Consider the following 13,517-nt stretch of genomic DNA (forward strand, 5'->3'; position numbering starts at 1 on the left):
AAAAATGTCAGTTACCGCCTCCTCTGCTAACGCCTTACCACCGATTGATACCCGCTACGCGCGCATCATCGCAATTGCGCTGCCAGTTTTGCTGGCAAATCTGGCCATGCCGCTACAAAGCGTGATCGATACGGCCATCGTCGGCAATATGAATGATACTGCTAAGCTTGCAGGTATGGGGCTTGCGATACAATTGCTGTCTTTACTCCTGGTTAGTTTTAACTTTTTACAATATGCATCGTCTGGGCTATCCGCGCAAGCTCTGGGGCAACTGGACATAGCAAGCAAAGATGAAAACACACTTGATTATCATCCTATCACTCCTTTATTGTCCATCTTACAGCGTGCTTTATTATTAGCCACGGCCATCGGCTTGGTATTGCTGCTGGCAAAACCTTGGCTGATAGATTTTGGTCTACAGGCACTATCGGCCAATCCTGAAAGTGGCCGCGCGGCCAAGACGTATTTGGATGTGCGTTTTTGGGGTGTCATCGCCGAGCTGATGAACTTTGCTTTTATTGGCTGGTTTGCAGGGCAAGGCAAAACCCGTTATATGCTGTATCAGCAGGGCTTTATCGCCGTGCTCAATATTGTCCTAACGCTGTTTTTTGTCTTTGGGTTACAGATGGAGCTGGTCGGGGTGGCACTGGGCACCACCATTGCGTTTTGGTCAGGTGTATTATTGGCTTTATGGCTGAGCTGCCGGCACCTAAAGATATCTTGGCGGACCTTGTTTTGTGCTGATCGCCAGCACTTTACTAAAGATAAAATGCTTAGGCTATTTTCGCTGAATAAAGACATCTTTATACGTACGCTGATTCTCACGTTAAGCTTTGCTTGGATTACCCGTCTATCTGCTCAAAGTGGCGATGTTATATTGGCTGCCAATGCCATATTATTACAAGTATTGAGCATATCAGCCTTTGCCTTAGATGGCGTCGCTGTATCAGCTGAGACGCTGAGCGGACAGGCAGCTGGGCGACGCGACTGGGCAAGCTTTCGCGTCGTTATCAAGCGCACTGGGGTCGTCAGCTACACACTGGCTATCTTATTAAGCGCGGTTTGGTGGCTGGCCATGCCTATCTACCTGCCATTTATGACCAATATCGAGGCTGTATTTCGCTTAGCTGACCAATATCACTGGTATGCGGTGCTCTTACCCTTAGTCGGTGTGGGCGCGTATTGGCTGGATGGCATATTTTTTGGTCTAACTGCTGGTAAGGTGATTCGGAATGCCGCGCTTATATTAGCAGCTGTATTTTTTCCGCTGAGCTGGCTACTCTATCAGCAGTGGGATATGACTGGTATTTGGCTCAGTGTCTGGAGCCTATTGCTACTCAGACTTATCATTTTAATAGGTTTTTTATATCGGGCTCATCAGACAGGCGATTATGAAAAGCTCCAAATAGACGCGTAAGGCGGTATTTGCTCCGATGTTGATATCGTCAGTTCAATATAAAAACGTTATAGCAAGTTAATAAAAAAAGTCAGTAAGAAAATTAGGATGTCACGTGACTACTCAATCAAAACCATTACATCAGCAGCATAGGACCCACTACGACTGGGCCGAGGGATTTAAAAAAAGTTTGCCTGTGGCAATGGGTTATCTGCCAGCGGGGATAGCCTTTGGTGTGCTCGCGCAGGTGGCGGGCGTCCCTATATGGGCGACCATTATGCTCAGTGTCGTACTCTATGCAGGCGCCGCTCAGTACGCCTGCTTGCCCATGCTAAGTGCCGGCCTACCGATTGGCAATATGGCAACCAATATTGCCGCAATTAACCTGCGTCATGTGTTTTATGGAATGCCATTGCTCCACTCTCTTCCGCAAAATAAAATCGCCAAAACCTACTGTTTGTTTGCCTTGACCGACGAGACATTTTCGGTGATGACCAGCCTACCTCAGGAGTCAAGGCGGTCGCTCATTTTACCCATTAGCCTGTTTAACCAAAGCTGGTGGGTGTTGGCGGGCGCGATCGGCGTGATGATCGGCAGCACCCTTAGTGATATGGTGCCGCATTTAGATTTTGCGCTGGTCTGTCTGTTTGCGATATTGGCCTATGAGCAGTTTCAGAGCATCAAACGCTATTTTCCTATTGGCATTGCCATTGTTGCGCTACTGATTGCCTCACTATTTACCAGTAACTGGTTATTATTGATGGCCATTTTTATTTGTATGTTGATGATTTTGGCACGTGGTTTTTGGGTACAGCGCGGTATAAAAGGAGACGCTCATGAGCAGTAGTTATCTGATTTTAGCCACCTTTGCGATGGCTGCAGTGACCTTTGTCACGCGTGCACTCCCCGCTTTGATACCAAAAAAGCTGCTGGACACGCCGTGGCTACACCGTTTAAACGAAAGCCTGCCCTTATCAGTGATGGTGCTGCTTATCCTCACCAGCCTTTCTTATCAAAACTTATCAGTGACCACCGGTATGCATAGCGCAGAGCTACATTTGCTGATGGCACAGATTGGCGCGCTACTGTTGGTGCTACTGGTTTATCATATCAGCCGTCAGTTATTGGTCAGTATGGTCGTTGGTATCGCTACCATTAACGGGCTGCTATGGCTGTTTACTCAGTTTTTGGGCTAACAGTTTTATAGTAGCACCGCTTTATCTTTATCTTTATCTTGTGATGAAAAAGGCTGAACTCTGATGAGAGTCCAGCCTTTTTATTAGATACTATGAGCGGCTGCTCAGTGAGACATTGATATTATAGCTCTTCGACGCCCATCATATCGACTGGCGTATCGGCGACGATTTGCACGCCTTTTTTACCTGTTTTGGCAGTGTCGCTGCGCTGCTCTTGTAGATGGTCAAGATAGGCTTCGTTGATTTGACCTGTGATGTAGCAGCCATTAAACACGGCACAATCAAACCCTTCTACTTTGCTGTACTTGGTGTCCTTGACCGCGTCAATCAAATCCTCTAAATCTTGGAAAATCAAACGATCAGCACCGATGATATCTCGTACTTCCTCTACCGTATGACCAGAGGCGATCAGCTCGCTACGCACCGGCATATCGATACCATACACGTTTGGATACTTGACTGGCGGCGCGGCACTGGCAAAAAACACCTTGTTGGCACCAGCATCACGCGCCATCTGGATGATCTCGTGACAAGTCGTACCACGGACGATAGAGTCATCTACCAACAGTACATTTTTACCCTTAAACTCGAGCGGTACTGCACTGAGCTTTTGACGGACAGATTTTTTGCGCTGCTGCTGACCTGGCATGATAAAAGTACGCCCGATATAGCGGTTTTTCATAAACCCTTCACGGTACTTGACGTTCATCTTTAGCGCCAGCTCCATCGCAGAGGTGCGCGAGGTGTCTGGAATAGGAATCACCACGTCGATATCGTGATCGTCGCCCCACTCTGCAAGGATTTTGTCTGCCAGTTTTTCGCCCATGCGCAAGCGTGATTTGTAAACCGAGATGTTGTCCATAATAGAGTCTGGACGGGCAAAGTAAACATACTCAAAGATACAAGGTGTGTATTCTTTTTGCTCAACACATTGATGGGTATGCAGCTTGTGATCCAAATCGATAAAAATTGCTTCGCCTGGTTTGACATCACGAATAATGCTAAAGCCTGACCCTGTCAATGCCACAGACTCAGATGCCACCATGTATTCGGTGCCACCGTTGGGTGCCATGCGCTTACCAAAAATCAGCGGACGAATACCGTTTGGATCACGAAACGCCAATAAGCCGTGACCTGTGATCAAAGCGACCACGCCATAAGCGCCTTCGCAGCGGCTATATACCGCTTTTACCGCTTCAAAAATATCGTCAGCGCTTGGGTTGGTTTTGCCCAAGTTTTGCATCTCATGCGCTAGTACGTTGAGCAGGACCTCAGAGTCAGAGTCGGTATTTAGATGGCGACGATCTTCGATGTACAGCTCTTTTGCCAAACTCTCAGCATTGGTTAAATTACCATTGTGTGCCAAGGTGATGCCATAAGGCGAGTTGACATAAAATGGCTGAGCTTCTGCGCTGCTAGAGGTGCCCGCTGTTGGATAGCGTACGTGGCCGATACCAAATTTGCCGACCAGCTTGATCATATGACGGTTCATAAACACATCACGGACCATGCCGTTTTCTTTACGCAGATAGAGTCGTCCATCTTGCAACGTCACAATACCTGCTGCATCTTGCCCGCGATGCTGTAGCATCGTCAAGCCATCATAAAGAATCTGATTGACTGGCTCATGAGCTGCAACCCCAACGACTCCACACATAGTTTTATCCTATTTTGACCCATACATTAGTACTACAATGACGACGAGACTTTAGAGCGGCCTGTTTAACAGCCAGCATCGCCTTGCCATCTACCTGATGATATCTCTTACTACACTGATGTGTTATTTGTCAAAAACGCCCGCTATCGACTCTAGAATGTCGATTGCCCGTTTATGAGCTGTAATTGCTATCAAATCATTTTTTATCAAGGAAGAATACGAAGATAATGTCATAAAATTTGGTCTAACCAAAATTGGCCGATGATATCGAACGCTTAAGACTGATTGACCTGATCCCACGCCATGCCCAGTACATCTGACACCAAGGCTTTACCCATCGGTGCATAAGGCAATAGCTCTGGCGCGAGGACGGACGTTTGCCACTGCGGCATTTGTACCAGCAGAGGCGCGCTGACACTCAGCACCACCAAGACCATCAGTACGTTTTTTGCCGCGCCAAGTACGCCGCCTGCCATTTTATCCAACACACCCAAACGCAGCGTCTGAAGAACACCGGAGAATACAAAAGCAACCAAGTGCATAATGGCCAAAATAACAATCACCACCAATAAAAACGCCATGGCTATCTGCAAAACAGGGTTTTGTACCACACCCACCAGCTGCGGAGCAATCGAACCTGCCAACCGAGTGGCGGTGATCAGGGCGACAAACCAGCCCAGCAAACCTACTGCCGTCTTAATCAGCCCCACCTGAAAGCCGCGCCAAAGTCCAACCAAGACGACGATAGCAATCACGATATCCAAACCACTCATGTCCTATGCCTCATTGGTTGTATCATCTGTATGGTGAGAGAGTGCCGCTGATGACATGCTTTAGCTTTCCATGGCGTCATAATAGCCGCCGATCGCCTGAATACAAGACTGTACCAGACCCGGCCCACGATAGATAAGCCCAGTATATAGCTGTATCATATCGGCTCCTGCTTCGATTTTTTTGACCGCTTTGGCACCGCTGTCGATACCGCCAACCCCAATCAGTGCCACTTTGCCTTCTAGCTGATCTGAGAACTGCTGCAATATCTGGGTACTGGTATGGCTCACAGGACGACCTGATAGCCCGCCTGCTTGGTCGCCATCTCGCAGATCCTCCACCCCGACTCGGCTCAGCGTGGTATTGGTTGCGATTAGACCGTCAATCTCAAAGTCTATTAATTGCTGCGATATATAGTCAACTTGTAACGGCTCTAAATCTGGAGCGACCTTTAGCACCAATGGCACATAAAAGCCATATTCGCTAGCCAGCTGACTGTGGCGGTTTTTGATCGTATGCAGCAGCTGCGTCAGTGCTTCACCACTTTGCAAATCGCGTAAGTTTTTGGTGTTGGGCGAGGAGATATTGACCGTAATATAAGAGGCATGCGGATAGACACGCTCAAGACAGTATACATAGTCATCGGCCGCCTGTTCTACAGGGGTGTCGGCGTTTTTACCGATATTAATTCCGATATTGCCTTTGTATTTACACCGCTTAACGTTTTCTATCAGATAATCAACGCCCTGATTATTAAACCCCATACGATTGATAATCGCATCGGCTTGTTTGATTCTAAAGAGTCTGGGCTTCTCATTGCCCGCCTGCGCTCGAGGCGTGACGGTCCCGACCTCAATAAAGCCAAAACCCAGCTCCGCCAGCGCATCGATATAATCGCCGTTTTTGTCCAGTCCAGCGGCCAACCCTACAGGGTTGGAAAACTGCAATCCCATACAGTCAGTAGGCTGCATCAACTGACCATAGGCCAACCCCAATACACGCGCTCTGTGCGCTTTGTCCAATAAAGACAGTGTCATCTCATGGGCGTGCTCAGGATCCATATTAAACAAAAAAGGGCGAAGTAAGGCATAAGACATAATGGTGGCAGACCCTGCTCGAAAGTTATGGTGAATGAAAAGTGCGGATAAGATCAAGCGCTGCGATTATATCAGCTTAACAGAAATAAGAGCAAAGTTTCATGGGCTAAATTTTTATATTAAGGCACAGGGCGGTTGTCTGTGAGTGCAATCCAGCCTCTGATGATTCGGTAGAGATGCCAAATAAAAGTAAACAGCATTATTAGCAATCCCACCCCTGCCAGTAGTACCGAACCGATGGCCATGTTGTTGCTACTATCGGCCAACATACTCACCCCAAATCCACCGAGCGCAAAGGCAATAATAACAATGCCCAAGACAAACCAAACAATACTGTACCAAAAAGTCTTGATTTGCCAATCAAAATGAGTAGCAAGCCATGAGCCATCGGCATCATGACGCTTGGCATAGTTCATCACGATCGGCATAATCCACAGCAGACCTGCGGTAAAATAACTGACCACATAGAGCAGATAAGTGATGTGATTGTAGGTGATTAAGGAGCGGCGTTTGTCGCTATTCATAGTATCCTTCGCCTGATTGTTATTGTTATTCATAGGATAATTGGCCATTGTACGCATCCATATCTGACAGTGACTGATACTTAGTTCATTGTGTCAAACAAAGGGGGTTTCAATGGTGCATCTATCAATAGCCTGCTGTAGATGACTCTGTAGCTAATAACTCTGTAGCGTGAGCGCCGTGATTGACGCTCATAGATGACTCACTGAGCGATGGTCGCTTGTACTTGTATCAGCTGACTGGTTAAATCCTGTTGCATCGATAGCTGAGTAAACTGCCAACCTTGCTGCTGCAGCTTGGCAAGTGCGCCACTGACCACCGCTTGACTAGCATGATTAAAGCTGAGCTGTACCGCATCGCCCGCCGCGACGACTTGCGCGTTGGCAATGCCTGAGTGACTAAGTAGCGTACTGACGCGGCTGGCAGGCGGCATGGCCGCTGCGCCGTCTGGAGCAGCAGATGCAGTGAGCGCCTGACTGTCGATATTGCCTGCCTGAGCACGCAGCCAAAAATAGTCAGCCACTTGCGCTTGATAGGCGTTTTTACTGTCTGTTGCTGCTTGATGCATACTATAGCCACCATAACCGCCCACAAACACCAATAAAAACACAGACAGTACCGTTAGCGCTAGCTGATCGCGTGATGGCAAGGCATGCCAGCGCGACGATAAGGTGTTTCGGTAATGACTAAAGCGCTCCAATAAAGCATTGTCCTTTATCAGCTTACTCGGCTCAGCAATGCTGTTGCGGCTCTTGGCACGGCGCTGTAAACGTTTCATTTTCTACCTTTTGCTGATTTTGCGATAAGTAAGAAAGACTTAGACTATGAGGTCGCCGTGGCCGCTTGCAAGTCCGCACTCTCTGCGACCGCTACTGTGATCTGACCACTGAACTGCCCTTGCTCAGTGCTATTGACCTGAGCCAGCTTTGCATCGATGCCTTGGGCGACCAAGGTGCTGGTAAACTGGTCAAGACTACCACGATCAGAAGCAATCAAGGTAAAACTCAGCGCAGAGGGCTGCATCACCAAAGCTTGTGCATGCAATGAAGACTGTTTGATCAATGGCGATATCCGTGCCAGTGTCGCCATATGAGACGCTTGTGCTTGACTGTCATGGCGCAGTTTTGATTGCAGCTGTATTTGTAGCTTGTTGCGACTGCTCAGTGGCTCGTTGGCAAACCAAGAGTTATACTGATTTGCAATCTCAGCTTTGGTCGCCGTGGCTGCCTGATGGTACTGATACCACTGCACGCCATCGGTTGCTATTTGTAGCACTAGCGCTGCCAACGCCACCATCATCGCCACCCGCAAATACGGCGATAACTGAGAATCTGCGGATTTTACAAAGAAATTTAGCGCATGGCGCTCAGGGCTTTCAAGTGGTACTGGGGAGTCAGATAGCGGCGTCAGCAGCAGCTGATGATCAGCGATAAGCGCAGCGGTGCAGGCAAACCAATCAGACCGAGCGTCCAGCTCGTCTGGCTGTTCTATAGCGGTGATAGGCGGCAAAAGGCTCACCTCGCTTAAGTGCGGAAAACGCTCAAAAATCAGCGGTAAATAACTGACCGCCATGCCCTGCCATGCAGACTGGCGCAGCAAAGTGGTTTGCTCGTCTTGATAAAGCGTGATTTGCTGACCGGCCTGCTCCGTTGGCGCAGGCAATAACAAAAAATCAGGCAATAGTGCGATAAGGCTCATGCCAGCCAACTGCGCGCTTTGTTGCCATGAGTCGATATCGCTCTGCGCCAAGGCATACAATTGATGACGCTCAGCGTGACTGATCTGGCGAACGGCCAACTGCTCCACAGGAGTCAAGGACATCTCTTCAAACAAATACTGCTTGCCACTATTGCCCAGCTGCTTGAGCTGGGCAGTATTTAGCTCAGTATCTACCTGCAATACATGACTGGATGGAAAGTACAGGCAGACCGCATTTTTTCCATTGGCTTTATAATTACCATACCTCTCTTGTAGCTGCTGCCACCCCTCAACGCTTTGCCAGTGTTGGAGGTCTTCATGCCAGACAGCCAGTGGGCTATGCTGCGCCCGTAACCAAACATGTATCACTAAGCGTGTCCTTAATCATTAAAGCATTTATCAAAGGTAGGTGGCGTTATTGTGTAGACAACCGCTACTGGGTGACGATCATAGTCACGGGCAAAACACGCATCACATCAAACAAGCTAATAAGGTTGCTTTGGTACAAAGCGATCCGTTTCCCGCGCCATGCCAGCCATCACAAAGTCCATCTCAAACACTCGTGCTTCTGCCAAGGCAAACGACTCAGGATACTCCCCTATCAGCAGTCCTGCGATGTGAGCGACGATTGACATATGACACACCACAACCAAGCACTCGGCTTCAATATGACCAAGGTCGATCAAGGCTTGATGCGCATCATCTGCTGGCGTAATGTTATCTAGTATGACAAAGGGCACTGTTGGCGCACAGGCTTGAAGCGCGGCCAAGGTTTGCTGCGCTCTATCATAAGGACTCACGACAAACTGATCTGGCTGATAGCGCGTCATCACGAACTCTGCCGTTTGCGCCGCCTGCTCTCTACCCAGATCTGTCAGTTGACGCGCGCTGTCTGGCCGCGTGTCGTTCTCTGCTTGACCATGACGTACCAATATAATTTTCATAAGCTTCCTTAATGCCGCCTAAGCGCTGCATACCTATTGCGAGTTTTTAGCAAGTCGGCTTTTTATTTGGCGTATTATTTGTCTTTATCACTGTCCTTGTCAGCGGTTTTGCTGGCTGAGCTTTTCATATGTGCCGTCAGCGCTGCATTACTATGATCATGCGCCATCACAAACTCGACATCGCTACGAAACCCAGCTTCCATCAGATGCAAAGCCACACCCAAGGCGGCCTTGTCTTCATAAATGACAGCGTAGAGGGCATGAGTGATGGGCATATAGATGCCCTCGCGGGTGGCTTTTTCGTGCACTTGCTGGATGGTATTAACCCCTTCCGCGGTCTGACCCAGCTTTTTGACTGCCGCATCGATATTCATACCACGGCCAAGCATATTACCGATACGAAAGTTGCGACTGAGCTCTGAGTTACAGGTTGCGTATAAATCACCAACGCCTGATAGGCCTAAGAATGTCAATGGATTGGCCCCCGCCTCGACCCCGAAACGGCTCATCTCAGCCAAAGCGCGGGTCAATATCATGGCCTTCGTGTTTTCGCCGACTTCATAGGCCGCTGCCATACCCATAGCAATCGCATAAATGTTTTTGAGCGCGCCGCCCAGCTCTACGCCTTTTACATCATCACTGGCAAATACCCGAAAAAACGCACTATGCAGCGCTGCTTGCACTGCGTGACGCAGCGGTTCAGACTCACTCGCAATCACCGTAGCAGAGGGCATGTTTTTCATGATTTCTATGGCCAGGTTGGGCCCTGACATCACGCCAAAATTCACCTCTGGCAACTCTTCTTTGATGATGTCACTCATCAAGGCAAACGTGTCTTTTTCCATACCTTTGGTCAAAGAAACAATGGATTGCCCACTGATAAAAGGCGCGATGTTTTTTAGTGTCTCACGAAAGGCCAAACCAGGCACCGCAATAAAAATAATGTCTTTGTCTTTGACTGCGGCGGCCAAGTCATGACTGTATTTTAAGCGATCATCAAGCTTATGTCCTGGCAGATATTTTTTGTTGGTTTGGGTTTTTGCCATCGCCTTCACAGTGCGCTTATTGCGCACCCAAAGCGTGGTATCACAGCCATTCCGCGCCGCGAGGTTTGCCATGGCGGTACCAAAACTGCCGCCGCCCAAAAACGCCAAACGCAGCTTGGTCGGATTGCTATGGATTTTGGCCATGTTTTTTGCAACGGCAGACTCTACTGCACTGGGATTGAGCTTTTTACGGCCCAGACCTGATTTGGTGGCGCGCTCGATGATGCCTGCCAGCAGACTGTTTTGTTTGTCAGAGCTTTGCTTATCCGTGTCATTATGCTCGTTATTGGTGTCTTTATTACTGTCGTTAGGGCTAGTCATGTTCTGGTATCCGTGTTGACTGACTGATTATAAGTAGCATTATCGTGATTGAAAACCAAGATGCCGGCTGTGTTTATTATATATCGTGGGCATCTAAACCAAAGCGCCTGTACGCCTTATGACTCAAAACGTATGAGCGGTTCAATGTCAATGGGCTTGCGTGTAGGCTCATCCTTAGGACTGGTGCCAGTATAAACAAAAGCCGTAATATAATCATCTGGCCCCACGCCAAAGTATGCCTTGACCGCAGGCTCATTACAAAGCAAGCCTGTCCGCCATACCGTACTAAAGCCTTGTGCCTTTAGAGCCAGTAGCATATTTTGGACAGCGGCGCCTGCGCTGAGCAGCTGCTCAAAAGGCGGCACTTTTTTGTGTGCTTGCATGTTGGTCACGACCGTTATGATAACAGGTGCACGTAGCGGCATGGTATGAGTTTTTTCGATGGTTTTTTCGGTCAGCACTTCACCTTGTTGTGCAGCCTGTGCCTTTGCGGCGCTCACCAATGCCGCGCCCAACTGACGACGCGCCTCACCTTCGGTCACGATAAACCGCCACGGTTGCAGCTTTTTGTGGTCAGGCGCTGTGGCCGCACAGGCGATTGCTGCTTCTATCTGAGCACGGGTAGGTGCAGGCGTGTCTAGATTGCCCATGCTGCGCCTCGAGCCAATCCAGCCGATCATCGCGTCGCTATTGACTGGCATATCATCCGTGTCGATACTTTGTATAGACTGCTTTTTATTATTTTTATCAGAGGTAGTCATTACCGCTCCTTATTTACTTTGTGGTCACAGACGGGTTGCATCAAGCTTTGATAATCCTTAAAGCTATTTTTTACTCAAAACGACTAAAAACCATTGCATGCGCACACAATATCACGCCTTTGTTATACCTTTAACACACCCTTGCATTCAACAGCTATTACTGTACTCAACAGCCATTGCCGCTACGCAGCCTCTTCGGTGCGATGCTCCGTACGCAGGTAGTCTTCTGATTGCATCTCAAGCAAACGCGAACGTGTACGTTCAATCTCAAAAGCCAGTTTTTCTCCTTGATAGAGCTCAAGAATAGACTGCTCGGCACGCACCAGTAGCTTGACACGGCGATCATAAAACTCGTCGACCAGATAAATAAAGCGCCGCGTTGGATCACGTAAATCATCGTCTAAGGCTGGCACCACATCGACCAGCACCGTACTAAACTGTTTGGCGATTTCGATAAAATCTGCAGCAGAGCGCGGCTCCATACACAAGTGTCTAAAGTCACAAAACAAGATATCTTCGGTGCGGGCGTTGACCTTAATCGAGCGGCCATTGATGACGATGGGCTCTTTGCTGATTTTTTGGTTGTTAGAGAGGCTGGCAAAACGGTTGGCCAGCCAATGATGATTGGCCTTGGTCAATGGTGACTCATACAGCTCAGCTTGCTGCAGTACCCGCAAACGATAGTCAATGCCTGAGTCGATATTCATCACCGTAGTATGGTGCTCGACCTCAGCAATCGCAGGCAAAAAGCGGTCACGGTGCAGGCCGTCTTTATACAGTCCTGCTGGCTCGATATTGGAGGTGGCGACCAACGTCACGCCGCGATTAAACAGCATGGTAAACAAATCGCCTAAGATCATGGCATCAGAGACGTTGGAGACAAAAAACTCATCAAAACAAATCACCACCGCTTCTTTGTAAATAATATCAGCGACTTTTTCGAGTGGATCACTTTGACCTTGGAGCGCGTTAAGCTCTTGGTGCACGCGCTGCATGAAATGATGAAAGTGCTGCCGCATCTTACGCTCGATGGTCAACGAGTCATAAAACATGTCCATCATCCACGTCTTACCGCGGCCTACCCCGCCCCACATATACAGACCCTTTGGGGCAGCAGGCTTGGATTTCAAAAAGCTAAAAAAGCGCTTTTTTTGTGGCACGCTGTCACTGAGCTGATGATACAACTCATCGAGATAGCTCATGGCCTGATATTGCTGTTCATCTCGCGTAAACTCACCTGTGCTGATGGCTTGCTCGTAGCGTTGCAACGGGGATAAACTCATAATGCGACTCATTGTTTAATAAAATTTATTTAATAAAATCAAATGGTTGTATTTTTACCATTGTATATAGCTGACGCGGCGCTCATAGCAATCGGTCCTAGCTATCGTCCAGAAAAGCTATCATTAGAAAAACTATCATCCAGAAATACTGTGGTGCTCAAGCAGTTTTTTTAATTCAGACAAACGCCCATGAAAAAAGTGCCCCGCCCCATCGACCACACTGACGGCGATACCCAGACGATCCGCAAATGCTTGCATCTTAGCAGGGTCAATCACCTCATCAGCATTACCATAAATCTCAAAGGTCTTATCAGCAGGTAAGTCGATATCACTACTGTCGTTTTTTTCTACCGATGGCGCGATAAGCGCGATATTTATAAGCTCAAAATCGCTCACGTCCCAGATATGTGAGGCCTCAAGCACTTGTTCGGCGACGCGCGCGGTGACATACCCGCCAAAGGAAAAACCGCCTAACCACAGCTTTCGCGCGCCGGTTTGCTCAGCGATCCATTGTAGCACGGTCATCGCATCGACGACTTCGCCATCGGCATAGTCATGCTCGCCTGTGGACTGACCGACACCGCGAAAATTAAACCGCACCACATGCATGCCACTATCGCGAGCAAAGCGGTACATGGTCGTGACCACTTTGTTATTCATCGTCCCATCAAACAAAGGGTTGGGGTGACAAAGCAGCGCCACCGTATCGGTATTGGGATCGTTAGGGTTGTCTTGTTGCCAGAGCGCATCGACCTCGAGCACGCCAGCAGGAGCAGGAATCAGGTGCATATTATTACTTACTTAATTAAGAATGAATGTCTCAAT

At 48.6% G+C, this 13,517-nt stretch carries 14 protein-coding genes; 3 read left to right on the plus strand and 11 right to left on the minus strand.

What is annotated here, in order from left to right:
- Positions 1-4: 4 nt before the first annotated feature.
- The 3 genes from BTV99_RS09225 (at position 5) to BTV99_RS09235 (ending at position 2,592) form a co-directional block, all read left to right on the plus strand.
- Positions 5-1,417, plus strand: coding sequence for an MATE family efflux transporter (locus tag BTV99_RS09225; protein ID WP_075102083.1), 1,413 nt, complete (start codon positions 5-7; stop codon positions 1,415-1,417).
- A gap of 94 nt (positions 1,418-1,511) precedes the next feature.
- Entirely contained in the window at positions 1,512-2,243 is a 732-nt protein-coding gene (locus BTV99_RS09230) for an AzlC family ABC transporter permease (protein ID WP_075102084.1), read from the plus strand.
- Positions 2,233-2,592 carry an AzlD domain-containing protein gene (locus BTV99_RS09235; protein ID WP_075102085.1) on the plus strand — a complete coding sequence of 120 codons (360 nt, stop codon included), beginning with the start codon at positions 2,233-2,235 and terminating at the stop codon, positions 2,590-2,592. The genes BTV99_RS09230 and BTV99_RS09235 overlap by 11 nt, the downstream gene beginning before the upstream one ends.
- 121 nt (positions 2,593-2,713) lie before the next feature.
- Here BTV99_RS09235 and purF read toward each other — a convergent pair whose 3' ends face one another.
- The 11 genes from purF to BTV99_RS09290 all read right to left on the minus strand — a co-directional run bounded on the left by purF (position 2,714) and on the right by BTV99_RS09290 (position 13,481).
- Positions 2,714-4,249: an amidophosphoribosyltransferase gene (gene purF / locus BTV99_RS09240; protein WP_075102086.1), complete on the minus strand. Its 1,536-nt coding sequence runs from the start codon at positions 4,247-4,249 to the stop codon at positions 2,714-2,716.
- Between the two features lie 275 nt (positions 4,250-4,524).
- Entirely contained in the window at positions 4,525-5,022 is a 498-nt protein-coding gene (locus BTV99_RS09245) for a CvpA family protein (RefSeq protein WP_075102087.1), read from the minus strand.
- A 60-nt stretch (positions 5,023-5,082) separates the two neighbouring features.
- Positions 5,083-6,117, minus strand: a complete 1,035-nt coding sequence (locus tag BTV99_RS09250) for a quinone-dependent dihydroorotate dehydrogenase (RefSeq protein ID WP_075102088.1) — start codon at positions 6,115-6,117, stop codon at positions 5,083-5,085.
- 119 nt (positions 6,118-6,236) lie between these two features.
- The gene (locus BTV99_RS09255; protein WP_075102089.1) at positions 6,237-6,689 is read right to left on the minus strand and encodes a hypothetical protein; all 453 of its coding nucleotides are present in this window, start codon (positions 6,687-6,689) and stop codon (positions 6,237-6,239) included.
- Positions 6,690-6,841: 152 nt separating this feature from the next.
- Positions 6,842-7,417, minus strand: coding sequence for a type II secretion system protein GspM (gene gspM / locus BTV99_RS09260; protein ID WP_075102090.1), 576 nt, complete (start codon positions 7,415-7,417; stop codon positions 6,842-6,844).
- Between the two features lie 44 nt (positions 7,418-7,461).
- On the minus strand, positions 7,462-8,706 hold the full coding sequence (gene gspL, locus BTV99_RS09265) for a type II secretion system protein GspL (protein ID WP_075102091.1): 1,245 nt from the start codon (positions 8,704-8,706) through the stop codon (positions 7,462-7,464).
- A 116-nt stretch (positions 8,707-8,822) separates the two neighbouring features.
- Entirely contained in the window at positions 8,823-9,281 is a 459-nt protein-coding gene (gene sixA, locus BTV99_RS09270; RefSeq protein WP_075102092.1) for a phosphohistidine phosphatase SixA, read from the minus strand.
- A 74-nt stretch (positions 9,282-9,355) separates the two neighbouring features.
- The gene (locus tag BTV99_RS09275) at positions 9,356-10,648 is read right to left on the minus strand and encodes an NAD(P)H-dependent glycerol-3-phosphate dehydrogenase (protein WP_075102093.1); all 1,293 of its coding nucleotides are present in this window, start codon (positions 10,646-10,648) and stop codon (positions 9,356-9,358) included.
- 116 nt (positions 10,649-10,764) lie between these two features.
- The gene (locus BTV99_RS09280) at positions 10,765-11,349 is read right to left on the minus strand and encodes a nitroreductase family protein (RefSeq protein WP_372046630.1); all 585 of its coding nucleotides are present in this window, start codon (positions 11,347-11,349) and stop codon (positions 10,765-10,767) included.
- Between the two features lie 242 nt (positions 11,350-11,591).
- Positions 11,592-12,692, minus strand: coding sequence for a cell division protein ZapE (gene zapE, locus BTV99_RS09285; RefSeq protein ID WP_075102095.1), 1,101 nt, complete (start codon positions 12,690-12,692; stop codon positions 11,592-11,594).
- A gap of 135 nt (positions 12,693-12,827) precedes the next feature.
- Entirely contained in the window at positions 12,828-13,481 is a 654-nt protein-coding gene (locus BTV99_RS09290) for an alpha/beta hydrolase (protein WP_075102096.1), read from the minus strand.
- Positions 13,482-13,517: the final 36 nt, after the last annotated feature.

The organism is Psychrobacter sp. Rd 27.2 (assembly GCF_001921755.1).
Lineage (GTDB): Bacteria > Pseudomonadota > Gammaproteobacteria > Pseudomonadales > Moraxellaceae > Psychrobacter > Psychrobacter celer.